This is a genomic window from Pseudomonas sp. Irchel 3E13 (assembly GCF_900187455.1).
Taxonomy (GTDB): domain Bacteria; phylum Pseudomonadota; class Gammaproteobacteria; order Pseudomonadales; family Pseudomonadaceae; genus Aquipseudomonas.
The window spans coordinates 258,911-280,479 of record NZ_FYDX01000011.1 but is presented as its reverse complement, the minus strand read 5'-3'; the positions used below and the strand labels follow the sequence as shown (position 1 = coordinate 280,479).

Genomic DNA, 21,569 nt, shown 5'->3' with positions numbered 1-21,569 from the left:
CTCGGCGGGTTTGCTTGCGCTTGCCGGCGTACTCAAAGTCGGAAAAGCTCATCTGGCTCATGGGCGGCTCGGATCAGGTGTTGCGGGGATTCTCGCATAACTGAAGGCTTGTTCGGAGATTCCTTAACACCGTTCGGGAGTCGAATGTTTGGATAGTTAAACAGTGGTTTTCTAAGCTGATAGAAATTAGCTGGAACCACTATATTCAATATTGCTTGGATGTTGTATTTGCCACCAACGGCAGGGGCGCCGCATTCTTTGACCATCCTTTCAATATCCGAGTGCTCTCGGCTATTTAGAAAAGCCTTATCGTCATAAACTTGCCAGCTTTTAACACTGGTCACGGTCAACGTTGGGCGATAGTAATAATATCTATCCTGACAAGCTGCATTCACTTGCCCAGCCAAAAGCACGCCAGCGGCAACTATTAAGCGCCTCATAATTGTTCCTCAATGAGGGGAAGCCCCATTTGGGGCTTCTCATCACTCGCTTAACGGCTGAAAGCACCACGGATGGCGGAGCGGATCGAAGAACTCACTTCATTTTTCAGCGTGCTGGTTGCCTCTTTAGCCATGTCAGAAGCCATAGACGACCCTTCCTGCGCTACGGCGTTCTGCACCGTGCCTTGGCTCGATTGACCACCGCCCAGTGTCTGGACAGGCTGACCGCCTTCCATTGCGACTTGCTGCGGCTGAGCCGGTTGTCCCAGGAGCGATCCGGCCTGCTGCTGCATTTCCGCACATCCAACCATTCCAGCCGCCCCACACCCCAGCACCAACGCCATAACTACCTGTTTCATAGCCTTTTTCTCCTGTCCCAGACGCCGGCCGTTGATCGGCAGGCGTAAAAACTCTACCTAAAAGGTCACATTATGAGAAGTACAAAATCATAAGGTGACTTTTAAGGGCGTTTTAAAGACCGCCACCGTGTCGTTAAGTGATTGATTCTTCAAGGGATTTCTCATGGCACGAACAGACATCGGCAAGGCGCTACGTCACTACCGCAAGCAGGCAGGTCTGACACAGGCCGAGTTCGGCGAGCTGACAGGCTTCGATCCGAAGACCATCAGCCGATTGGAGACGGGCGACCGGACGCCAAGCCTTGATGCACTTGATACATTCGCCCGTGTTTTGAAGGTCCAGGTTCGTGATTTCTTTGTCGAGACAAAGGTAGAACCGACCGAAGAAGAAATGCGTGCCTACCTACTGAACGTTATTTGTAAAGCAGATAAAGGCGAACTTTTAAAACTCAAAGCCGCTGTTGATAACGCCCTTGCATCCAAAACAGACTAATTCAATCTGAATCATAAAACAAAACCCCTTAAAGTTTGCACTTTAAGGGGTAAATGTTATCTTGCTTATAAAGGAGTAGAAATTCCGGGGCGACCAACCTTAACAATTTCTACGCTCAACACTTTGTATATTCAATATACCATTTAAAGTTGATGTAGCAAGAGCCAGTCTCGAAATTTTCTCCTGATAATAAAAATAATAGAGGAGAAAATGCACTGCAGTCAATTAACGCTCAAAAATACGCTTGAAGTATACAGGTCGAAACTTCCTAAGAAACCCTACCATACAAACAACTATTCATTTGGAAAACAAGTTGGCCCAGTAAGTTCAGCTATAAAATCCATCTACCTTCAACCTAACTCGCTCACTCACAAATATTTTATGATATTTGATTTGGATAGCGACATGAGCGTATTGGACTGGTCGGATAAAGGATTGCCAGCCCCGCACTTGATAGTCAGGAACTTAGACAACGGCCGCTCTCACCTAACCTACATCCTCAATACATCTGTTAAAACAGACGTTAGAGGGCTTTTAAAGCCTATTAAATATTGTTCGGATGTTGAGCATGGGCTTGCTGTGAGAATCGGTGCAGACATGAACTACAATGGGCTCTTAACGAAAAACCCGTTCAATACATCTGCTTTTAAGGTTTTTTCATTTCAAGATGAGCCATATGACTTAGATTATCTTAATGAGTTTGTAGATAAAGACCTTGTTAGGCACCAGAGGGAGGCTAAGAAAAAGAAGAATGTAGAGGACGGATTCGCATCTGGACGAAACTGCACCTTGTTCGAAACACTACGCTTATGGGCCTATTCGAATTGGCACAGGTTCCACCAGGTCGAGCTGCATGCCGAGATCCTTGACCAAGCGATGCTGTCCAACACTTTCGAGTGTCCATTAGGCATGAACGAGGTTAGAACTATTGCCGACAGTGTGTATCGCTTTATCACTCAGCACTTCTCAATTGAAAGGCTCAACGAACTGAAAAGCGAGCGAGCCAAGCAGTCAAGGAAAAAAAGCTCAGCGAATCTTATCTATGTAGACGGTAAGCCTTGGGAAGACGAAGGGATACCGAAACGAACCTACTATTATAGAAAAGAAAATAACGTCGATGCAGGTCGCACAGTAGAGGCCCAAGATAAGCCTTGGGAGAAATTAAATATGAGTCGTAGGACTTACTACAGAAAAAAGAGCCAAGGTCTAATTGAGGCGAGCAGTTTTTAATTTGGCACTAAAGTTGCACTTTTACTATATCAGGGATAATAGCCCAGTAGGGAAGTATCTCGGCGGGCGTTTCTCTCTCCTAATCCAATATTTTCGTCTAAACCGCAAAAATCTCCCTTCTACGGTCTATTACTTTTTGAATTTTCTCCCTGTAAGTTTTCCAGATAGGGATATCAAATGACATGCTTTGTTCAACAATTAGGCGTGCATGAGCCTTGCAATGCCCATTCAGCAGTCGCCAGGCATCCATTTTGATACTCAAATCATCTTGGTTAAATATTGCTGGATTGAAGGAAAGGAAAAACTCTAAAATCTTAACCCCTTCAATTCGGTCGGTAAGAATGACTCTTTCCAGCTCACGAATGGAGCTATTGATCTGAACTACTGCGCTTTCGTAATCACTTGCTTTATCCATTGTATTGCACTCCATTTCTACCGAATACTATACCTGACCCGACAAACTGTCAATTTTCACTCTGGCAGGGCGGGCCGGATGAGACAAAAGTTGGAATTTAACTATATCAGGGATAATAGCCCGTAGGGGAGTATCTTGGTGACGGCCACCCCTCCTGATCCAATGCGCTCAATACAATTGACTGATTAAGTGATTACTTCGAGATTATAGAATAATGATATAAATAACCCCAAAAAGCAAAATAACATTGCCGATGTAGGGTATTTCTTTACTATGCTTAGCTGATTCACTCTGTTGGGCCTATTAACTAATACGCATGCAGTTATAATCAAACAGGCAGTTGTTATCAGGCGCTCGAAATGAAATGGCTCATGCAAAGCACTTAGTCTGAGTCCAAGACCGTGATCAGGGCTGAATAACCTATCAGAAATAGCTTTGTAGGTGCTGATTAAGAAAATCAAAAAATCAAATGAACCCAAAAGAAAAAATAAAATCGCATAAAACGTTTTTGTTTTTGCATAGAAACTTGAAAGGGTGTTGTTGTTTTGTTGTGCTTGTGACATAAAATTTCGCTCCTGAGATTTGTATTAATAGCTCGAATTATATTTTCGCAATCCCATTTTTTCTTGCGCGTTTTTCGAAATATTCATCTTGATCTCTCACCAAAGGCGATTTAGTTTTATTAGAGAAGATATCGTTGTAGAGCTTATCCATTTTTTCTTTTGTTTCATGGCTTACTCCGTATTTTAATGCGTGCTCATTTAGAGAGTCATTAGCACCCTGAGCAGCCACCATCAGCTTTTTTCGTTCATCTTCTACATCACAAGACTTTATAAAAGTCTTATATTCCGCATTTTTTGCGCCAAGATGTGTTGCTATAAAGCCCGCTACTCCTGCATAGGCAACAGATAGTGCCGTAGTAAGATGAGGAGCTAAATCAGCGGTAAACCCAGTGTTATTTACAGCAGGACCGTAAGCCAATACGGCCATCATGCCAAATGTGCCTAATGCTAATGCGCCAATTGAAGAGTTTCTAACAGCCTGAAACCCTTTGCCTATTTTGTGCCACAGGTCGGCGTTTTTGTTCTGCTCTTGAAGAGCATCAAGTCTCGAACTCAAGTTATTTATTTTTTGATTGTGTAACTCGTCTAATGTTTCCTCTACCAGACGTCCTTTGTTTGTGTCCATATCTTGTATTTTTTGTTATATATAAATATTAGCATTTTTACACTGATGATTCTCCGCTGATAACCATCAACTAATCGTTCAAAAACAAAAAGCCCAACGAAGGGCTTTTGTAATTGTATGATTTGTTAGCTATTGGTGTTTGCTCTTACAAATACCAAGTCCAATGTTCCATTGCCACTGGGGCCGCACAAGGTGTTGGCGTCTGATATTTTATAGTCTTTGTCGTAATTCATTCCATTAACACTATCCCAGCCTACTGCCTTTTGCGCTCTGATAATATTGGCGCATACTTCACCTGTAGGGACTCGGTTATAGGTTACGGTGAATCCGCTGGGTGTTTCGCCCGTTATCGTAACGGCCCCACCAAAAACGTTATTGATACTTGAACCATTAGCGGATGACTTTAAGCTCTTAGGATAAATCCCAAGGTTCAACGCAAGGCTGTTCCCGCCGTCTGTCAGTTGTGCAGTATCTTCAGTGGCAAACAACTGCTCTGTTTGAGAGAAAATGGTGGATAGCTCTTTGTTTACAGTCGAGGCATTACCCGCATTTCGTGATTGTGAGTAAAGTGAGAAAACCCCGTAGAGAACGGCTGCGAAAATAGCAAACCATATTAGTGCCTCAACAAGAGTTACACCCGCAATACTTTTATTTCTTTTTATCATTGTTGTGATTTTTTGTTATATATTACATATTATCACTTATTTTTATAAATAGCCTTGTTATTGAAAATTGATATGTTAACCTGAATGTAGCTTGTGTTTTTTGTTGTTATTAAACTAAGCACTAAACCGCCGAAAGGCGGTTTCTTTATTTGGAAATGGTGCGGTTAATTCCCCTTGATATAATCCATAAGCTGTCTTGGGGTAATAATTTCTCGATTTAAAAAACCAATCAGCTCTTGTCCTCCTAACCTATTCCCCAAATCATAGTCTTTATTTCCTTGATAATTTAATGAGTCCATGGCAAAGGACAATCCATGCTTTTCACCTATGAGGGCAATATGACCACCAACAAGAAACGCCATTGTTGCTGTATGGTCTCCATAACCCTCAATTTTAAATGCTTGCATTGCGCCAGAAAAAACCCCGATAAAGTAGCCTCGGACGAAAGGGCTATGGAATAGCTCTTCAAACTCGGGTGTTCCTCCTACAGCCTTTAATTGAATATCAATGACAAAAGAGCCAGTTTCAATTGCTGTCTTTTTGAGGTCATTTTCTTTGCTTTTCTTGCTTCCAAGTTTCCAAAATGCCATTTCTCTGCATCCATATAGTAGGCGAACTTAGTCAATCATACCTCTTAGCTATGGCATCGGAAATGAGATCGAAGCTTGTGGTTTTTTCTACAAAAACATCCAATCATTGCATTCATCGGCGTGCGGATTTCGTGGCTCATGGTTGCGAGGAAGGTACTTTTGGCGCGGCTGGCGGCATCGGCCTGCTCCTTGGCCAGGCGCAGGTCGTGGACCAGTTGGCGGCGCTCGCTGATGTCCAGCCAGCCGCCGATGATGCCTTTGACTTCGCCGAGGGAGTCGCGGTACGGCAGGATCCAGTGATAGATCGTCAGCTCGACGTTCTTCATCATCAGCGGTCGGTCGAGGATCAGCGAGCGGCCTTCGTTCATGACCCGCAGGTAGTCGGCCTGGATTTTCCGCGCATCGTCCGAGCCACCCAGAGGGGCGTCGTCGATGGATTTGCCGAGGACATCCTCGGGCCCGGCGCCGAGGGCCTGCAGGTAGCTTTCGTTGCAGGTCTGCAGCAGGCCGTCGCGGTCGCGGACATAGATCGGGTGGGGCGTGCCGTTGACCATCGCGCGCATGAATTCGAGCTGGTCGTTGAGTGCGCGTTCAGCGGCCTCGCGCTGTTTGATCTGGCGGCGCATCCAGGCATTCCAGGCCAGTGACAGCAGCAGCAGGACCAAGGTGCCTAGGATCACTTTGAGGATGGTCTGCTGGTAGCTCTGCCAGTAGGAATAGGTGTTGCCGCTGTAGGCGCGCCAGCGACTGTTGATGATACCCATTTCCTCGGGGACGATGCTGGTCAGCGCTTTGTCGAGGATCGAGGCGAGTTCGTGGGCGTTGCGCGAGGTCGCCAGGGAGAACGTGGCCGAGGCATCGCTGACGGTGGAGCGGATCACCAGGTCGCGCTGGGTGGTCAGGTTGAAATTGGCGTTGATCAGGGCCATGACCATGCCGTCGACCTGACGGTGCGCCAGCAATGAGGCGGCCGCGGCGATGTCTTCGGTGGCCACCAGCTGGATGTCGGGGTACAGCTTGCGAATGTTTTCGTTGAGGATATTGCCGCGGGTGACCGCCAGGCGCCGGCCTTGCAGTTGTTCGAGGGACTGGGGCGCGTCCTTGCCGTCGCGGGTGACCAGCACGTAGGAGTTTTCCAGGTAGGGCCGGCTGATGGTCAAGGTGGCGGCGCGCTCGGGGCTGTAGGAGATCGCCGCGATCATGTCGGCATGGCCATGGTTCAACTGATCGATCATGTCGCTGATGCCGCTGCTGCGGCGGATTTCGAATTGCAGGCCGGTGCGCAGGCGAATCAGTTCGAGCAGGTCGGCGGCGATGCCCCGCAGGTTGCCGGACTTGTCGAAGAAGGTCAGCGGTGCGGCATGCTCGTCGACGGTCACCCTTACGACCGGGTTCTTCGCCAGCCAGAGTTCTTCGCTGGGCGACAATTGCAGCTTGCGGTCGGTCAGCAGGATGCTGCTGCCGGCACTCCAGCGCCGGAAGATGCTGGCGCGGGTGCTGCTGGTGACGGCTTCCAGGGTCTTGTTGACCAGCGTCAGCAGCACGGCGTTGCTCTGGTGGACGGCAAAGCCGAAACCCATGGCCTCATGCTTGGCGAAGTTGGCCATCTTGAGGTTTTGCAGGTGGCTCTGATTGAGCAGGTAGTGAGTCGACACGGTGTCGCCGAGGAAGACGTCGGCCTGGTCGAAGGCCACGGCATTCAGGGCGTGGTGGTAGGAGCTGTAGGTGCTGATGCTGGCGTGGGGGTAGGTGGCGCGGACTTCGGCGAGCGGCAGGTAGTGCGCGATCATGCTCAGGCGCAGGCCACTCAGGCCGGTATCCAGCGGCCGGGTCTCGTTTTCCCGGGTTACCAGTACCGGTTGGTCTTCGGCGTAGGGCTGGGACAGGGCCACGCCGGCAGTGGCGACGTCATAGCTGTTGGCGCTGCCCAGCAGGTCGATGTCGCCGTCCACCAGGGCTTGCAAGGCCAGGTCGCGACTGGCGTAGCGCTTGATCCTGATCGGTAGCCCGAGGGTCAGGCCCAGCAGCCCGGCGTAGTCGGCGGTGAGGCCTTCGTAGTCACGGCCGCTGGCGGTCATGTCGAACGGCGGGTAGTCCGGGGCCGAGGTGCCCAGCACCAGTTCACGGCGGGTCTGGATCCAGGCTTGCTGGGCCGGCGTCAGGGAGATGCCCAGCGGCATCTGGGTGCTTCGGCTGAGCAGCTTGTAGTGGGTCTCGCCGATGTCGTCTGCCAGCGCGGGGCTCAGGCAGGCCATGACCAGCAGCAGGCCGAGCAGCATGGACTTGAGCATGGTCGGGTCACACCAGTTCGTTGCGTTTGGCCATCTCGATCAGCTCTACCAATGAACGCGCCTTGAGTTTCTGCATCAGGCGTTTCTTGTAAGTACTGACAGTCTTGTTGCTGAGGAACATGCCTTCGGCAATTTCCTTGTTGCTTTTGCCTTGGGCGAACAGTTGCAGCACCATGAGTTCGCGATCATTGACCGACTTGAACAGTTCTATTTCTTCCTCGATTTCAACCTGTTGGCGCAACGGATAGACCGCCTGGCTGGGGAAGTAGTTATATCCGGAAAGAACCGCTTTGACGGCACTTAGCAGTTCACTCAGGTCTTCCTGTTTGCAGACGTAACCGCAAGCGCCGGACAACATGCAGCGAATGGCGAAGAGCGCCGGGGACTGTGCTGTCAGCACCAGTATTTTCAGGGGCAGCGACATGCTGTTGAAGCGCGAAAGGACTTCCAGGCCGTCGAGCCGTGGGATGCCGATATCGAGAATGACCAGGTCCGGCGGGCTTTCGCGGACCATCTGCATGGCGTCTACACCGTTATCGGATTCCCCGGCGATCCGATAACCCTCGTTCTCCAGCAGCAAGCGCAAGGCCAAGCGTATGACAGGATGGTCATCGACAATAAAAACAGAGTGCATGCTCATCTTCCAAAAGGGACTCATGTAGAGCCGGCACCATAGCCCAGATATGCAGCGTGCACTTAGATAGAGTGGGGTTGAGCTTTAATATAGGAATTTTCCTACTTTGTATTTTGCTATTTACTACAAAGTTTGTTTTTGAAGTTGCTTGGCTAATTATGGATTGGCATCAATATCGCCTGTTACCTCGATGTCCGGCCCGATGATGGGGCCGGACGGGCAGTGAGGTTCAGACCGGACTGGAACGCCCGGTCATTTCCCTGGCCATTTCGCTGGCATAGCTGTCGGTCATCCCGGCGATGAAGTCGATCATGCGCAGGAACGCCGCGTGCAGCGAGGCGTTTGGATCGGGAGCGTTGTTGCCGAGCAGGTCGAGGATGCGTCGATGCTTGAACGACGGCGTGCGTCCGCCATGCTGTTCCAGGGCGGCACCGCAGAAGGAGTTGAGGAGGATTTCCAGGGTCGTGTAGGCGCCGATCTCATGCAGCGTCTTGCGTTTGTCCTGGAAGATTTTCTTGCGCGCGATGTCCTTGGCCTGCAGCACGCAGCGTTTCGCCGGCCCTTCCATGTGTTCGACCAGATCGCCCTCCAGCGTGCCGGCCAGCAACGCCCGCTGCTGCTCGACGAACGCCCGTGCCGCGGCGTTGGTCAGGTGTTCGATGGCCTTGCCGCGGAGGATCGCCAGCTTGCGCCGCCGCGAGTCCTGCGGGCCCAGCTGGCGGTAGGTTTCCGGCAGATCGTCGCCGACCAGACCGAGGAGCAGCGACTCCACTTCGGCGTAGTCCAGCAGCTCCATCTCCAGGCCGTCTTCCAGGTCGATCAGCGCATAGCAGATGTCATCGGCCGCCTCCATCAGGTACACCAGCGGGTGCCGCGCCCAGCGCTGGTTGTCGAGCAACGGCAGTTCGAGCTTGTGGGCGATCTGTTCGAGCAGCGGCAGTTCGCTCTGGTAGCAGCCGAACTTGTGTTTCTTGTAGCCCAGCGAGTCGGCGTGGCGGGCGGTCCACGGGTATTTCAGGTACGTGCCGAGGGTGGCGTAGGTCAGCCGGGTGCCGCCGTCGAACTGGTGGTATTCGAGCTGGGTGAGCACACGAAAGCCTTGGGCGTTGCCTTCGAAGTTGAGGAAGTCGCCGCGTTCGGCCTCGCTCATCGCATCCAGCCAGCCGCGTCCGGCGGCCTGCTGGAACCAGTGGCGGATGGCGTCTTCGCCAGAGTGCCCGAACGGCGGGTTGCCGATGTCGTGGGCCAGGCAGGCCGATTGCACGACCATGCCCAGGTCGCTCGGCTCGCACCAGTCGGGCAGGGCGTCGCGCAGGGTTTCGCCAACGCGCATGCCCAGCGAGCGACCCACGCAACTCACTTCCAGCGAGTGGGTCAGGCGGGTGTGGATGTGATCGTTGCTAGTGACCGGGTGAACCTGGGTCTTGCGGCCCAGGCGGCGGAAGGCGCCGGAGAAGATGATGCGGTCATGGTCCTTGTGAAAGGGGCTGCGACCCAACTCTTCAGGGCTGTGCAGGGTTTTGCCGAGGCGTTCGCGGGTGAGCAGTGTGTGCCAATCCAAGGCCGGTTCTCCGTATCAGGGGCAGGGGCCTAGCTTCCCGTGTCGGCCGCCGGGCCGCAAGCTCAAAGTCCGGCGGCGTCGAGATCGATCAGCAGCAGGCGGCGTCCACCATCGAAGAATTGCCCGGCAGTCAGGCAGTACTGGTTGGTGGTGGCGTCGCGGTAGGTGCTGGAAAGGATCAGTCGGCGCTCGTCCCAGCCCTCGGCCAGCAGGTGATAGAAGTAAGGGCGCCAGGACCAGTTGTGGCCCAGGTAGCTGGAATCGACGTGCCAGCCCTGCTGGCGCCATTCCAGGTTCGGCGTCAGTTGGGTGCCGTGGCGGTCACACAGGAAGAAGCGCAGCAGCCAGGGGTAGGCCTGAAGGTCCGGCAGCGCTTCGATCGGCGCGTTGGTCAGTGCCCAGTCCTGCAGCCGTGGCATCAGTTCCACCAGTTGCTGGCGCCGCTGCATCAACCGCGCGCGCTCGGCCAGCTTGCCTTGCACGTACTGCTCGCGCAGTTGGGCGAAGCGCCCGGCGAAGGTCTGCGCCGGGAAGAAGCCGGGTTCGGCAGCGGCGAAGAGAAAGCCCTGCAGGTAGCGTGCGCCGCATTCCAGGGCGAAGTTCAGTTCGGCTTCCGTTTCGACGCCCTCGGCGATGATCCAGCAGCCGGTCTTCTCGGCCATCTGGGCCAGCGCCTTGACCACCTCGCTGCTCGGCCCGCCGCGGGCCGCGGCCTGGAACAGGCGCATGTCGAGCTTGAGGATGTCCGGTTGCAGCGACAACACCCGGTCCAGTTGCGAATAGCCGGCGCCAAAATCATCGATAGCAACGCGCGCGCCGGCTTCCCGGTAGTGCCGCACCACCATGGACAGGCGTTCAGGGTCGCCACCCAGCTCGGTGATCTCGAAGACCACTCGTTGCGGGTCGATGCCCTGTTGCTGCAATTGCATCAGGCTCGGCAGCGGCTGACCGGGTTGCAGTTCACTGACCCAGCGCGGCGAGATATTCAGGCTCAGGAACCAGTCTTCCGGTGCCTGGCGAAATTGTTTGAGGGCCTGTTCCCGCAGGGTCCGGTCGAGTTGCAGCAACTCGCTGGAGGGAATGTGCGGGTCACTGAAAAGGGGCCCTACCGAGCGCAATTGACCATCGCTTCGGCGCAGGCGACCCAGGGCTTCGACGCCAGCGATACGGCCTGTGGCGGTGTCGATGAACGGCTGGAAACAGGCGAGCGGTTGCTCGTCGGACACGGCGGCTCCTTGTTGAGTCAGACGCGGGACGCTCGAAAGCGCGGCGGCGGACCGGAGCCCGCCTTGAGGGCATCGTTCTGCAAGAATGCCGCCAGTTCGCTCAACGCTGGTTGGGCGGTGATTGCATGAACAGGCGAATTAGCGGCAAAAGGCTACTGGTGAGCTTGGTCAGCCGGCCGAGGTTGCCGCTGCGGGCACCTTTGCCCGTGAGAAAACCCAGCACCACCACCGCGCCGATGCCCCACAGCGGCGCGTGCTTGATGCCCAGTCCGCCCTGCAGGCCGCTTTGCAGGTTGTCGCCCATGCTGCGCAGACGAGTCAGTGGCTTGAGCGCCTGGCCCGCCTCGTGGCGGATTTCCTGGCGGTGCATTTCCATGCGCAGGCGCACCAGCGCCTTGCGCAGTTCGCGTCGATCGGTGGTTTGTGGAAGTTCTGTCAGGCTCATGGCAACAGGCGCTCCCGGTCCTTGGCAAGTTCTTCGAGGGTGCCGCTGAACGGCGAGGATTCGTCGTGCACCGCGGCTTTCAGGCGAATGGCGCAGAACACTGCGGCCAGGCTGTAGAACACGCAGAGGCCGATGATTCCGGCAAGACGGTAGCTGTCCCACAGCAACACCAGCAGCAGGGCCGACAGTGCGGTGAGCAAGAGCAGGGCGAACACCAGTGCCAGCCCGGCAAACAGCAGCAGGCTCAGCGTGCGCGCTTTCTGTTCCTGCAGCTCGATGCCGAACAGCTCAACATGGCCGTGCAGCAGGCCGAGGATGGCGGCGCCGAGGCGCCGCGAAGACGAGCCGGGGGTTTGGTTTTCCATGCCCGTTCCTCAGCGCCGGCTGGCCAGCAGGCCCACCAGGAAACCGACCCCGGCGGCGATGCCGATGGATTGCCATGGATTGCTCTGCACGTAATCTTCGGTGCTGGTCAGTGCTGCCTGACCGCGCACGCGCAGGTTGTCTTCGGTTTGTTGCAGGGTTTCGCGGGCGCGCAGCAGGCTGTCGTGGATCTGTGCGCGAAGCTCGTCGGCCTGGTCGCCGGCGAGGGTGGCGCTGTGTTCCAGAAGCTTCTCGGTGTCACGCACCAGCGCCTGGAAGTCGGCCTTGAGGATGTCCTGGGCGGTCTCTGCGGTTTTGCGGGCCATACGATTCTCCATGAGGGGTTTGGCAATTGGAATTTCGAGTGCGCGGTGCGGCTGAAGGTTCACTGCGATGTGGCTGGTACAGCATTTGCTTCGCAGTGGTGCGCCTGGCCGGGCGCCTGCGCCGTTTGCGGGCGTGGGCTGCTCTGGACGGCCGATAAACCATAACCCAATTCAAGACGAACCCAGGAAAAATCACCACGCAGCGGTCTTTCCGGCCACGGATGGGCGCCCAATTGATCCAGGTTGGTGCGCGCTGGAAGGCTTTCGAACCGCTTTGGTGCTTTTTTCCATTTTGCAGGTCTGCCGACTTCATGGAAAATTTGCAAAGCGCTGTGGACTCTCTGGTCCAGGGCTCTAATACCCTGTTCATCCTCCTCGGGGCGGTGATGGTGCTGGCCATGCACGCCGGTTTTGCCTTCCTCGAAGTCGGCACGGTGCGGCACAAGAATCAGGTCAATGCGCTGTCGAAGATCCTCAGCGACTTCGCCGTATCGACCCTGGCCTATTTCTTCATCGGCTACTGGCTGTCCTACGGCACGCACTTCCTGCACCCGGCTGCGACCCTCGGCGCCGAACACGGCTACGGCCTGGTGAAGTTCTTCTTCCTGCTGACCTTCGCCGCGGCGATCCCGGCGATCATTTCCGGCGGGATAGCCGAGCGTGCACGCTTCGCCCCGCAATTGTGCGCAACCTTCCTGATCGTTGCGTTCGTCTACCCGTTCTTCGAAGGCATCGTCTGGAATGGCAACTTCGGGGTGCAGGCATGGCTGCAGGAGCGCTTTGGCGCGGGCTTCCATGACTTCGCCGGCTCCGTGGTGGTGCACGCCATGGGCGGCTGGCTGGCGCTGGCGGCGGTGCTGCTGCTTGGCCCGCGCAACGGACGCTACCGCGACGGCCGGCTGGTGGCGTTTGCACCGTCGAACATTCCGTTCCTGGCGCTGGGGTCGTGGATCCTGATCGTCGGCTGGTTCGGCTTCAACGTGATGAGCGCCCAGACCCTGTCTGCGGTCAGCGGCCTGGTGGCGGTCAACTCATTGATGGCGATGGTTGGCGGCACCGTCGCGGCGCTGCTGGTCGGTCGCAATGACCCGGGCTTCCTGCACAACGGCCCGCTGGCCGGGCTGGTGGCGATCTGCGCGGGCTCCGACCTGATGCATCCGGTGGGCGCGCTCGCCACCGGCGCGATTGCCGGTGGCCTGTTCGTCTGGTGCTTCACCGCGACCCAGAACCGCTGGAAGATCGACGATGTGCTGGGTGTCTGGCCGTTGCACGGCATTTGTGGCGTGTGGGGCGGGATCGCCTGCGGCATCTTCGGCCAGGAACTGCTCGGCGGCCTCGGTGGCGTGAGCCTGGCCAGCCAGTTGATCGGCACCCTGGCCGGTGTGGTCGTGGCGCTGGCCGGCGGTTTTGTCGTGTACGGCAGCATCAAGCGGGTTCATGGCCTGCGCCTGAGCCAGGAGCAGGAGTACTACGGCGCCGACCTGTCGATCCACAAGATCGGCGCCACCAGCCAGGACTGATCGGCCTCAGCGGCCGGTGCGCAAACGCGACTCGCTGGCCTCGATGGCGGCCAGCGGGCCGCACAGCAGCACGGCATCACCGGCGTGCAGGCAGGTCGCGGTATCTACCGCCAGCTCGCTGCCGTTGCGCTGCACCGCGCGCAGTTCGACGCCCAGTTGCTCCAGCCCGAGATCCTCCAGCTTGCGCCCGCAAGCATAGGCGTCGGCGCCGAGATTGACCGCGTGCATCAGCACCTTGGGCTTGCCTTCGGCGTCGACCAGGTGGGTTTGCGCGCCGTGATAGAAACCGTGCAGCAAGCGGTAGCGGTTCTGCCGCACTTCGTCGATGCGCTCGCGGACCCGTGCTTCGGGCACGCCCAGCATGATCAGCGCGTGCGACGCCAGCATCAGGCTCGACTCCAGCAGTTCCGGGACCACCGCGCTGGCACCGGCGGCGCGCAGCTCGTCGCGCAGGCTGTCGTCGCGGGTGCGCACCAGGATCGGGATCTGGCTGTTGAGGTGGCGCGCGGCCTTGAGCACGGTCATCGCCACGTCGGTGTTGTCCACCGCGATCACCAGCAAGCGTGCCCGGTCCAGGCCAATCGCCTCCAGCAATTCGCCCCGGCGCGAGTCGCCGTAGTGCACGCAGTTTTCGCCGGCGGCGGCTTCCTGGACCCGCACCGGGTCATCGTCGAGGGCGATGAAGGCTTGCTGCTCGCGCCGCAGGAAACGGCCAATGGACTGACCGACACGGCCGTAGCCGCAGATCAGTACGTGACCGTCCATCGTGGCGCTCTGCGCTTCGATTTCTTCCAGGTGGACTTCTTCGTTGGGCTTGCGGTGCAGGCGCAGAGCGATGGCGGGCGCGGCGCGCAGCAGCAGCGGCGTGACCAGCATCGAGCAGAAGGTCGCGGCGAGCAGCAGGTGGCCGAGTTCTTCCGGCAACAGGTTGCTCAGTTGCATCTGCGCCATCAGCGCGAAGCAGAACTCGCCGCCCTGGGCCAGGGCCAGGCCGCTGCGCCAGGCGGTTTCCGCGTCACTGCCACGCACCCGTACCAGCGCCGCCACCACGCAACCTTTCAACAGCAGCAGACCCAAGGTCAGGCCGAGGATTTCCAGGCCATGGCTGGCGAACAGTTGCAGGTCGATGAGCATGCCGATACTGACGAAGAACAGACCCAGCAGGATGTCGCGGAACGGGCGAATATCCGCTTCGATCTGGTGCCGGTAGTTGCTTTCGCCGAGCAGCATGCCGGCGAGGAACGCGCCCAGCGCGGGCGACAGGCCGAGCAGGTGGGTCAACCAGGCGGTAAGCAGGACGATCACCAGCGCCAGCAACACGAACAGCTCCGCCGAGTGCGAGCTGGCCACCTCATGGAACAGCCGCGGCAACAGCCAGCGGCTGGCCAGCAGCAGACCGACGAACAGCACCACGGTCTTGCCCAGAGTCAGCGGCAGCGCCCAATACCAGGCCTGGCCGCCTTCGCCGGCGAACACCGGCACCAGGGTCAGCAGCAGGACCGCCACCACATCCTGGAACAGCAATACGCCGATCGCGTTCTGGCCGTGGCTGCTGAAGATCTCGCCGAGGCTGGTCAGCTCCTTGCTGACGATCGCCGTCGACGACAGCGCCAGCCCGCCGCCGAGCAGCAGCGCGGCTGTGCTGGGCATGCCGAGCAGCGACAAGACGCCGGCCAGGAGCAGGCCGGTGCAGGCGACCTGCAGGCTGCCAAGGCCAAACACCACCCGGCGCAGGGCGAGCATTTTCGACAGCGAGAACTCCAGGCCCAGGGAAAACAGCAGGAACACCACGCCCATTTCCGCGAGGTCCGGCAGTTCTTCACTTTCGTTGACCCAGTCCAGCGCCGTCGGACCGACGAACAGCCCGACACACAGGTAACCCAGCACAGGCGGCAATTGCAGGCGCCTGAACACGGCAATGACGACCAGTGACGACGCCAGGATGATCAGCAGGTTTGCAAACACACCACATACTCCATGTAAAAAACGGCAAAAAAACGACCAGAATACAGTGCTCCACGGGATTGCGAATTGATCCAGGTCAATCCGGGGTGTAGTCGTCCTGTGTGTCTCGACGGCGTTTTTTCGTGGCCCTAGAATGACGCCATCGTCCATTTTGTATCGGTATTTTTCATGCTTCCTGAATGCCAATTGTTCGGCACCCTGGGTTGTCACCTGTGCGAAGTCGCCGAAGCCTTGCTCATGCCGTTCGTCGAGCATGGGTTACTGGTCGAGTTGGTCGACATCGGCGACGACGCCCTCCAGGTGGAGCGCTACGGGTTGCTGATTCCGGTCCTGCGCCGCTGCGACAGCGGCGCCGAGCTGAACTGGCCGTTCGATGCGGACCAGGTGGTGGCTTTCCTGCGCTGAGCCGGTGATTAACATCTCGATGCACATGTGCGGGTGCATCCTTGGGGGGCGGGTTGGAGAATCCGCTGGCGCGGGTCTGTGGCCTGCGCCAATTCCCCAGCCAAAGGAGTGGCTCCGATGTTTCTCACCCCGCATTTCACCCTTGCCGAAATGACCGCCTCGCAAGTCGCCAGCCGCGAAGGTATCGATAACGTTCCTGATAGCCGGGCCATCGCCAACCTTGTGGAGACGTGCCGCAGCCTCGAAACGGTGCGCAGCCTGGTTTCGCGACCGATCCTGGTCAGTAGCGGCTACCGCAGCGAAGTGCTCAACCGCCGCATCGGCGGTTCCCGTTCCAGTGCGCATATCAACGGACTGGCCGCCGATATCATCGCCGTCTCCCTGACCCCCCGCGACCTTGCGCAACGAATCATGGACAGCGCTTTGTCGTTCGATCAATTGATCTTCGAGTTCGACGGCTGGGTTCATCTGGGCTTCGCCGAAGGCCGCCAGCGCCGCGAGGTGCTGACCATCCGCAAGGGCACCGGTTATCTGCCGGGCCTGCAATGAACCCCGGGCGTTGATTGACGCCCATGCTGCCGGCCTCCTATCCTGTATATAAATACAGTATTGGGGCCGGCTCTTTCGCGCCCGGAGAACAGCGATGGTCAACGTCGAACAACTGAAATACAGCGTCAACCACATGTCCGTCGAGCGTGTGAGTGAAGCCGTGCTGGACCTGCGCATCGACGGGCTGGTCACCGACGACCGTACGCCGTTCGGCAAGGTGCACTTCAATACCTGCTTTGCCGAGGTCGAGGCGTTGTTCCAGCGCGCCGGCTTCCACCGTCCGCTGGATGTGGTCGGCTATCAGGGCCTGGCCTACGCCCTGTACGACGCCAGCCGCTGGGAGGCGGTCGATGTGCTGCGCTGGTTGAAGACCGCGTGCGACCAGGCGGCGGTCGAGGCTGGCTGAGGTGGCGGTCATTCGCGATAATGGCCGGCCATCAGGTCGTGAGTGTTTCCATGAGTGCTTCCTTCAACCCGGCCCAGCATCAGGCCAGTACGGTTTGCCTGCCGCCGGGCAACTGGGTCAGCGTGCTGGATTGCCTGTGCGATCACTTCAAGGCGATCAGCCGGGAGCAGTGGCTCGATCGCATCGCCCGGGGGCGGGTACTGGATGCCCAGGGTCAGCCAATCGGCGTCGATCATCCTTATCGTCCGGGTTTGCGCATTCACTATTTTCGTGAAGTCCCCAACGAGAAGCCGATTCCGGTGCTGGAGCACATTCTCCATGTCGACGAGCATCTGGTGGTGGCTGACAAGCCGCATTTCCTGCCGGTGACGCCGACCGGCGAGTATGTCGAGCAGACTCTGCTGCGACGCCTGATCCGTCGCCTCGATAACCCTCATCTGGTGCCGCTGCACCGCATCGACCGGCACACCGCCGGGCTGGTGCTGTTTTCCGCCAACCCGGACAGCCGCTCGGCGTACCAGCAACTGTTCCCCACCCGGCGCATCGACAAGCAGTACCAGGCCATCGCCCCGGCCTTGCCGAATGTGAATTTCCCTCTGGTGCACAAAAGCCGCATGGCCAGCGGCGAGCCATTTTTCCGCATGCAGGAAGTGCCCGGCACGAGCAACAGCGAGACCGTGGCCGAGGTGCTGGAGAAAAATGGCGAGCTTTGGCGCTATGGCTTGTCGCCGGTCACTGGCAAGACCCATCAGTTGCGGGTGCATATGGCGGCGCTCGGTGCGCCGCTCTGCAACGACCCGTTCTACCCCGATGTGCTTCAGGGTGAGGACGATTACGCCAGACCGTTGAAGCTGCTGGCGCGGAGCCTGCGCTTCGAGGATCCGTTGACGGGCGAGGCGCGGTACTTCGAGAGCCGCTTGTCGCTGGATTGGTAGGCCCCTGACACCCGTCAGTACTGAGGCCCCTGAAAGTATCTGCTTGGGGTCTCACCAAGGGCGCTTTTGAACACTGTCGCAAAGGCGCTTGGGCTGCTGTATCCAAGATCCATGGCAACGCGCGTAACAGGTTCGCCATTCCCCAATCGAACGACGGCCGCCAACAAACACGCCTGTTGACGCCACTCAATGTAGCTAATCCCTGTATAGGTTCGGAATTGACGGGTGAATGTCCGGCGACTCATTCCAGCACGCTCTGCCATGTCGTCGATTCCGATTTCCAGGGAAGGCGCAGCAAGGAAGCCGTTACATGCCAGTGCAAGGCGCGGTTCGCCGGGAATGGGCGCATTGAGCGACAGCGCAGGCATATTGGCAATTTCATAGAGGAGCAGTCCCATCAAGTGTGCATCGCGCCCTTTTGATGAGTGATGGGCGGGAACATCAACAGCCTTCTCTAGCAGTTGCTGTACCAATGTCGAGACGCCAAAGACCTGGCAATGCTCGGGAAGTCCGACGCTTTGTGCCGCGTGCGGGCGAATGTAAGTGTTAAGCATGGTCACGGGACCACGCATCTGCATGGCATGGCTCAATCCAGCGGGCACCCAGATAGCCCGTAGCGGCGGGACGGCCCAGTTGCCTGCCTCGGTTTCGACGGTGATGACGCCGCAAGCGGCGTAGGCGAACTGTCCCCTCTGATGGCTATGCATCGGGAACAGTTCGCCGTCGGCATAGTCTTGCCTTGTCACAACCACATCACCGGGCGTGTCTTCGTAGGGATTGACCATAACTTTCATCATGGCCTGATTTTATCTTTGCATGACCTGAAATTGAAAGTGGGCCAATCGTAGGCGCGGCATAGTTCCCTACGTTTCCAGGCTACTTCCTGCCAGGACTAGAAAAGACCGCCGACCATGCAGAGAAAACATTTGCTCCTTGCTGTCCTTGTGACAGCTGTGTGGGGATTCAACTTCCCGATCACCAAGCTGGGATTGGCCCACATTGATCCGTTGCTCCTGACCGCCATTCGATTCGCGCTTGCCGCATTCCCCTGGGTATTTTTCGTGAAGCGTCCAAACGTCGCCATGCAGTGGTTGGTGGCCTATGGCTTGATTTTTGGTGTTGCCATGTGGGCGTTGATCAATCTCGGAATTGCCATGGGGGTGCCGCCCGGCAGTGCGTCGTTGTTGATTCAGTTCAGTGCGTTCTTCACGTTGGGGTGGGGGGTATTGTTGTTCCGCGAGAGTCTTACTTGGCCTCAACTTATCGGTATCGGGCTGGCTGCAACAGGGCTGGTCGGCATTCTGCTGGGCAGCCCCGGAAAAGCCACGTCTACAGGTTTCCTGTTGGTCATGATCAGCGCCGTGGCATGGAGTATCGGCAACATCATCATCAAGATTTCCAAGGTGAAGGAGATATTCGCCTTTGTCGTGTGGGCGAGCCTCTTTCCTCCGATACCGCTTCTGCTGCTGACGTGGTGGCTACAGGGGGCTGCACCCTTTGATGATCTCGCATCAGCGATGGATTCAAGCGCACTCTTTTCGCTGGCATTTCAGGTGTATGCCGCGACGCACTTTTGCTATTGGGGGTGGAATTTCCTTCTGCGTGAATATGCGGTCTCGAAGGTGGCGCCCCTGTCACTTTTGATTCCGGTATTCGGAATTGTCAGCTCGATCTTTATCGTTCATCAGGTTCCGAGCGGATGGGACTGGATATCCATCGCGCTGATCTTGTCTGCACTTGCTATTGGCATGAAGAAAGGGCGAGTGGCATTGGGGCGAGAAGTTCGGCGAAAGGCCGGGCTGGAGTCATCGTGAAATGAAAAAGGCCCGGGAAATCGCTTTCCCGGGCCTTTTCGTTTCACCGTTGCGCGCTTAGCGGTTGAAGCGTTCCACCAGCGAGTACTGGGTGGTGGCGGTGAGGGTCAGTTCTTCGCTGAGCAGGGCCGAATGCTGGGCCTGCTCGGAAGTCTGGTCGGCCAGCGCCGCGATGGTGCTGATATTGCGGCTGATTTCCTCGGCCACCGACGTCTGCTGCTCGGTGGCAGCGGCGATCTGGGTGGTCATGTCGGTGATATTGGCCACCGCCTCGCTGATGCCCACCAGCGCCTGGTCCGCTTCCATGACCCGGGCCACGCCTTCTTCGGCCTGACGGTGTCCGGCTTCCATGGTTTGCACGGCGTTGGACGCGGTCTGCTGCAGCTTGGCGATCAGGCTGTGGATCTGCCCGGTGGATTCGCTGGTGCGCTGTGCCAGTTGGCGGACTTCGTCGGCTACCACGGCGAAGCCGCGGCCCATTTCACCGGCGCGGGCGGCTTCGATGGCGGCGTTCAGTGCCAGCAGGTTGGTCTGGTCGGCGATGCCTTTGATGACATCCACCACGCCGCCGATTTCATCGCTGTCGCGGGCCAGTTGGGTGACGGTCTGGCCGGTCTCGCCCACGGCAGTGGACAGGCGCTGGATGGCGTCGCGGGTTTCCCCGGCGATGCTGCGGCCACGGTCGGTCAGGCGGTTGGCGGCCTGGGTCGCGTCGGCGGTGCGCTGTACGTGGTTGGCCACTTCCTGGGTGGTGGCGGCCATTTCGTTGACGGCGGCGGCGACCTGTTCGGTCTCGACGCGCTGGCGCTCCAGGCCCGACGAGCTGTTGTGGGCCAGGGCATCGGACTGCCGGGCTTGCTCGTTGAGGTGTTCGGCGGTGTCCTGCAGGCGGGTCAGGCAGGTTTTCAGGCGCGCGTCCTGGCTGAGCATGGCCATTTCCAGGCGAGCCTGGACGCCGCGGCTGTCGGTGAACATCTGCGCGATCAGCGGGTCGGACGTGGTCTGTTCGGCCAGGCGCAGCAGGCGCTTGAGGCCGCGTTGTTGCCAGCTCAGGCCCAGCAGGCCGAGCGGCACCGAGAGTGCGGCGGCCAGGGCGAAGCCCCAGGAGTGACCCAGCCAGATGCCGATCAGGAAGCCGATCTGGCTGACCATGATGAACGGCAGCCAGTCCTGCAGCACCGGCAGCCACTTGTCGCGGCGCGGGATGGCCGACTTGCCATCGTTGATGCGCTTGTACAGCGCCTCGGCGCGGCGGACCTGCTCGGCGGTCGGTTTCACCCGCACCGACTCGTAACCGACGATCTGGTTGTTGTCGTAGATCGGCGTGACGTAGGCGTTTACCCAGTAGTGATCGCCGCTTTTGCAGCGGTTCTTGACGATGCCCATCCAGGGCAGGCCTTGCTTGAGGGTGGTCCACATGTGGGCAAACACCGCTGGCGGCACGTCCGGGTGGCGAACCAGGTTGTGTGGCGCACGCATCAGTTCGTCGCGGGAGAAACCGCTGATCTCGATGAAAGCTTCGTTGCAATACGTAATGACACCCTTGGCATCGGTAGTCGAAATCAACCGTTGTTGGGCAGGGAAAGTCCGTTCGCGCTGGGTAATCGGCTGGTTGTTACGCATAAGCTGTTCAATCCGCAAGGCTTTCGTGTGGTATCGGCTAACGCACGAAATTATTGAATGAATATTTGGGTTTTATTGATCCCGCTCAATATTCGCTTGAGGCGGGTAAGTTATGTGAAGTCGTCA

24 protein-coding genes and 1 pseudogene are annotated in these 21,569 nt (G+C 57.5%); 8 read left to right on the top strand and 17 right to left on the bottom strand.

What is annotated here, in order from left to right:
• Window positions 1-32: 32 nt before the first annotated feature.
• Window positions 33-440: a hypothetical protein gene (locus CKW37_RS32535; protein WP_143502059.1), complete on the bottom strand. Its 408-nt coding sequence runs from the start codon at window positions 438-440 to the stop codon at window positions 33-35.
• A 50-nt stretch (window positions 441-490) separates the two neighbouring features.
• Entirely contained in the window at window positions 491-799 is a 309-nt protein-coding gene (locus CKW37_RS20960; RefSeq protein ID WP_095158023.1) for a hypothetical protein, read from the bottom strand.
• A 163-nt stretch (window positions 800-962) separates the two neighbouring features.
• Here CKW37_RS20960 and CKW37_RS20955 point away from each other — a divergent pair, with 163 nt between their 5' ends.
• Together CKW37_RS20955 and CKW37_RS20950 are read left to right on the top strand one after the other, a co-directional pair.
• Window positions 963-1,292, top strand: a complete 330-nt coding sequence (locus tag CKW37_RS20955; RefSeq protein ID WP_095158021.1) for a helix-turn-helix domain-containing protein — start codon at window positions 963-965, stop codon at window positions 1,290-1,292.
• Between the two features lie 210 nt (window positions 1,293-1,502).
• Entirely contained in the window at window positions 1,503-2,522 is a 1,020-nt protein-coding gene (locus CKW37_RS20950) for a replication initiation protein (RefSeq protein WP_095158019.1), read from the top strand.
• 97 nt (window positions 2,523-2,619) lie between these two features.
• On the opposite strand, the gene CKW37_RS20945 is transcribed toward CKW37_RS20950, so the two are convergent.
• The 12 genes and pseudogenes from CKW37_RS20945 to CKW37_RS20905 all read right to left on the bottom strand — a co-directional run bounded on the left by CKW37_RS20945 (window position 2,620) and on the right by CKW37_RS20905 (window position 12,226).
• Entirely contained in the window at window positions 2,620-2,937 is a 318-nt protein-coding gene (locus CKW37_RS20945) for a hypothetical protein (protein ID WP_095158017.1), read from the bottom strand.
• Between the two features lie 185 nt (window positions 2,938-3,122).
• A complete protein-coding gene (locus tag CKW37_RS32530; protein WP_143502057.1) occupies window positions 3,123-3,500 on the bottom strand; it encodes a hypothetical protein in 378 nt (125 codons plus the stop codon).
• Window positions 3,501-3,537: 37 nt separating this feature from the next.
• Window positions 3,538-4,125, bottom strand: a complete 588-nt coding sequence (locus CKW37_RS32525; protein ID WP_143502055.1) for a hypothetical protein — start codon at window positions 4,123-4,125, stop codon at window positions 3,538-3,540.
• Between the two features lie 125 nt (window positions 4,126-4,250).
• A complete protein-coding gene (locus CKW37_RS20940; protein ID WP_095158015.1) occupies window positions 4,251-4,790 on the bottom strand; it encodes a type 4 pilus major pilin in 540 nt (179 codons plus the stop codon).
• 164 nt (window positions 4,791-4,954) lie between these two features.
• Complete coding sequence (locus CKW37_RS32520; RefSeq protein ID WP_143502053.1) at window positions 4,955-5,380, bottom strand: hypothetical protein; 426 nt, start codon at window positions 5,378-5,380, stop codon at window positions 4,955-4,957.
• A gap of 98 nt (window positions 5,381-5,478) precedes the next feature.
• A pseudogene (locus CKW37_RS20935) lies at window positions 5,479-7,671 on the bottom strand (transporter substrate-binding domain-containing protein); the annotation flags it as partial.
• Window positions 7,672-7,678: 7 nt separating this feature from the next.
• Window positions 7,679-8,305: a response regulator transcription factor gene (locus tag CKW37_RS20930; protein WP_095158039.1), complete on the bottom strand. Its 627-nt coding sequence runs from the start codon at window positions 8,303-8,305 to the stop codon at window positions 7,679-7,681.
• Between the two features lie 229 nt (window positions 8,306-8,534).
• Window positions 8,535-9,866 (bottom strand): deoxyguanosinetriphosphate triphosphohydrolase, encoded by a 1,332-nt coding sequence (locus CKW37_RS20925; protein WP_095158013.1) that lies wholly within the window; start codon window positions 9,864-9,866, stop codon window positions 8,535-8,537.
• Between the two features lie 62 nt (window positions 9,867-9,928).
• The gene (locus CKW37_RS20920) at window positions 9,929-11,092 is read right to left on the bottom strand and encodes an EAL domain-containing protein (RefSeq protein WP_095158011.1); all 1,164 of its coding nucleotides are present in this window, start codon (window positions 11,090-11,092) and stop codon (window positions 9,929-9,931) included.
• 100 nt (window positions 11,093-11,192) lie between these two features.
• Entirely contained in the window at window positions 11,193-11,537 is a 345-nt protein-coding gene (locus tag CKW37_RS20915) for a hypothetical protein (RefSeq protein ID WP_095158009.1), read from the bottom strand.
• Window positions 11,534-11,902: a phage holin family protein gene (locus tag CKW37_RS20910; protein ID WP_095158007.1), complete on the bottom strand. Its 369-nt coding sequence runs from the start codon at window positions 11,900-11,902 to the stop codon at window positions 11,534-11,536. The genes CKW37_RS20915 and CKW37_RS20910 overlap by 4 nt, the downstream gene beginning before the upstream one ends.
• A gap of 9 nt (window positions 11,903-11,911) precedes the next feature.
• The gene (locus tag CKW37_RS20905) at window positions 11,912-12,226 is read right to left on the bottom strand and encodes a YqjD family protein (RefSeq protein WP_095158005.1); all 315 of its coding nucleotides are present in this window, start codon (window positions 12,224-12,226) and stop codon (window positions 11,912-11,914) included.
• Between the two features lie 311 nt (window positions 12,227-12,537).
• Here CKW37_RS20905 and CKW37_RS20900 point away from each other — a divergent pair, with 311 nt between their 5' ends.
• On the top strand, window positions 12,538-13,746 hold the full coding sequence (locus CKW37_RS20900) for an ammonium transporter (RefSeq protein WP_095158037.1): 1,209 nt from the start codon (window positions 12,538-12,540) through the stop codon (window positions 13,744-13,746).
• Between the two features lie 6 nt (window positions 13,747-13,752).
• Here CKW37_RS20900 and CKW37_RS20895 read toward each other — a convergent pair whose 3' ends face one another.
• Window positions 13,753-15,711, bottom strand: coding sequence for a monovalent cation:proton antiporter family protein (locus CKW37_RS20895; RefSeq protein ID WP_095158003.1), 1,959 nt, complete (start codon window positions 15,709-15,711; stop codon window positions 13,753-13,755).
• A 168-nt stretch (window positions 15,712-15,879) separates the two neighbouring features.
• Between CKW37_RS20895 and CKW37_RS20890 the strand changes: the two genes are divergently transcribed.
• The 4 genes from CKW37_RS20890 (at window position 15,880) to CKW37_RS20875 (ending at window position 18,006) form a co-directional block, all read left to right on the top strand.
• Window positions 15,880-16,116: a glutaredoxin family protein gene (locus CKW37_RS20890; RefSeq protein WP_095158001.1), complete on the top strand. Its 237-nt coding sequence runs from the start codon at window positions 15,880-15,882 to the stop codon at window positions 16,114-16,116.
• A 117-nt stretch (window positions 16,117-16,233) separates the two neighbouring features.
• Entirely contained in the window at window positions 16,234-16,665 is a 432-nt protein-coding gene (locus tag CKW37_RS20885) for a D-Ala-D-Ala carboxypeptidase family metallohydrolase (protein ID WP_095157999.1), read from the top strand.
• A gap of 94 nt (window positions 16,666-16,759) precedes the next feature.
• Window positions 16,760-17,071, top strand: a complete 312-nt coding sequence (locus CKW37_RS20880; RefSeq protein WP_095157997.1) for a transcriptional regulator — start codon at window positions 16,760-16,762, stop codon at window positions 17,069-17,071.
• Between the two features lie 50 nt (window positions 17,072-17,121).
• On the top strand, window positions 17,122-18,006 hold the full coding sequence (locus CKW37_RS20875; RefSeq protein WP_095157995.1) for a pseudouridine synthase: 885 nt from the start codon (window positions 17,122-17,124) through the stop codon (window positions 18,004-18,006).
• Window positions 18,007-18,020: 14 nt separating this feature from the next.
• Here the strand turns inward: CKW37_RS20875 and CKW37_RS20870 are convergent, their stop codons facing one another.
• Entirely contained in the window at window positions 18,021-18,803 is a 783-nt protein-coding gene (locus tag CKW37_RS20870; RefSeq protein ID WP_095157994.1) for a helix-turn-helix transcriptional regulator, read from the bottom strand.
• Between the two features lie 114 nt (window positions 18,804-18,917).
• Here CKW37_RS20870 and CKW37_RS20865 point away from each other — a divergent pair, with 114 nt between their 5' ends.
• Entirely contained in the window at window positions 18,918-19,820 is a 903-nt protein-coding gene (locus CKW37_RS20865) for an EamA family transporter (RefSeq protein ID WP_095157992.1), read from the top strand.
• 57 nt (window positions 19,821-19,877) lie between these two features.
• Here CKW37_RS20865 and CKW37_RS20860 read toward each other — a convergent pair whose 3' ends face one another.
• Window positions 19,878-21,443, bottom strand: coding sequence for a PAS domain-containing methyl-accepting chemotaxis protein (locus CKW37_RS20860; protein ID WP_095157990.1), 1,566 nt, complete (start codon window positions 21,441-21,443; stop codon window positions 19,878-19,880).
• Window positions 21,444-21,569: the final 126 nt, after the last annotated feature.

Coding starts and splice junctions, on each gene's coding strand:
- CKW37_RS20885 (WP_095157999.1), top strand. CDS start 16,234: ATGTTTCTCACCCCGCATTTCACCCTTGCCGAAATGACCGCCTCGCAA.
- CKW37_RS32525 (WP_143502055.1), bottom strand. CDS start 4,125: ATGGACACAAACAAAGGACGTCTGGTAGAGGAAACATTAGACGAGTTA.
- CKW37_RS20950 (WP_095158019.1), top strand. CDS start 1,503: ATGCACTGCAGTCAATTAACGCTCAAAAATACGCTTGAAGTATACAGG.
- CKW37_RS20870 (WP_095157994.1), bottom strand. CDS start 18,803: ATGATGAAAGTTATGGTCAATCCCTACGAAGACACGCCCGGTGATGTG.
- CKW37_RS32535 (WP_143502059.1), bottom strand. CDS start 440: ATGAGGCGCTTAATAGTTGCCGCTGGCGTGCTTTTGGCTGGGCAAGTG.
- CKW37_RS20910 (WP_095158007.1), bottom strand. CDS start 11,902: ATGGAAAACCAAACCCCCGGCTCGTCTTCGCGGCGCCTCGGCGCCGCC.
- CKW37_RS32520 (WP_143502053.1), bottom strand. CDS start 5,380: ATGGCATTTTGGAAACTTGGAAGCAAGAAAAGCAAAGAAAATGACCTC.
- CKW37_RS20860 (WP_095157990.1), bottom strand. CDS start 21,443: ATGCGTAACAACCAGCCGATTACCCAGCGCGAACGGACTTTCCCTGCC.
- CKW37_RS20865 (WP_095157992.1), top strand. CDS start 18,918: ATGCAGAGAAAACATTTGCTCCTTGCTGTCCTTGTGACAGCTGTGTGG.
- CKW37_RS20905 (WP_095158005.1), bottom strand. CDS start 12,226: ATGGCCCGCAAAACCGCAGAGACCGCCCAGGACATCCTCAAGGCCGAC.
- CKW37_RS20945 (WP_095158017.1), bottom strand. CDS start 2,937: ATGGATAAAGCAAGTGATTACGAAAGCGCAGTAGTTCAGATCAATAGC.
- CKW37_RS20955 (WP_095158021.1), top strand. CDS start 963: ATGGCACGAACAGACATCGGCAAGGCGCTACGTCACTACCGCAAGCAG.
- CKW37_RS20880 (WP_095157997.1), top strand. CDS start 16,760: ATGGTCAACGTCGAACAACTGAAATACAGCGTCAACCACATGTCCGTC.
- CKW37_RS20960 (WP_095158023.1), bottom strand. CDS start 799: ATGAAACAGGTAGTTATGGCGTTGGTGCTGGGGTGTGGGGCGGCTGGA.
- CKW37_RS20940 (WP_095158015.1), bottom strand. CDS start 4,790: ATGATAAAAAGAAATAAAAGTATTGCGGGTGTAACTCTTGTTGAGGCA.
- CKW37_RS20890 (WP_095158001.1), top strand. CDS start 15,880: ATGCTTCCTGAATGCCAATTGTTCGGCACCCTGGGTTGTCACCTGTGC.
- CKW37_RS32530 (WP_143502057.1), bottom strand. CDS start 3,500: ATGTCACAAGCACAACAAAACAACAACACCCTTTCAAGTTTCTATGCA.
- CKW37_RS20900 (WP_095158037.1), top strand. CDS start 12,538: ATGGAAAATTTGCAAAGCGCTGTGGACTCTCTGGTCCAGGGCTCTAAT.
- CKW37_RS20875 (WP_095157995.1), top strand. CDS start 17,122: ATGAGTGCTTCCTTCAACCCGGCCCAGCATCAGGCCAGTACGGTTTGC.
- CKW37_RS20930 (WP_095158039.1), bottom strand. CDS start 8,305: ATGCACTCTGTTTTTATTGTCGATGACCATCCTGTCATACGCTTGGCC.
- CKW37_RS20915 (WP_095158009.1), bottom strand. CDS start 11,537: ATGAGCCTGACAGAACTTCCACAAACCACCGATCGACGCGAACTGCGC.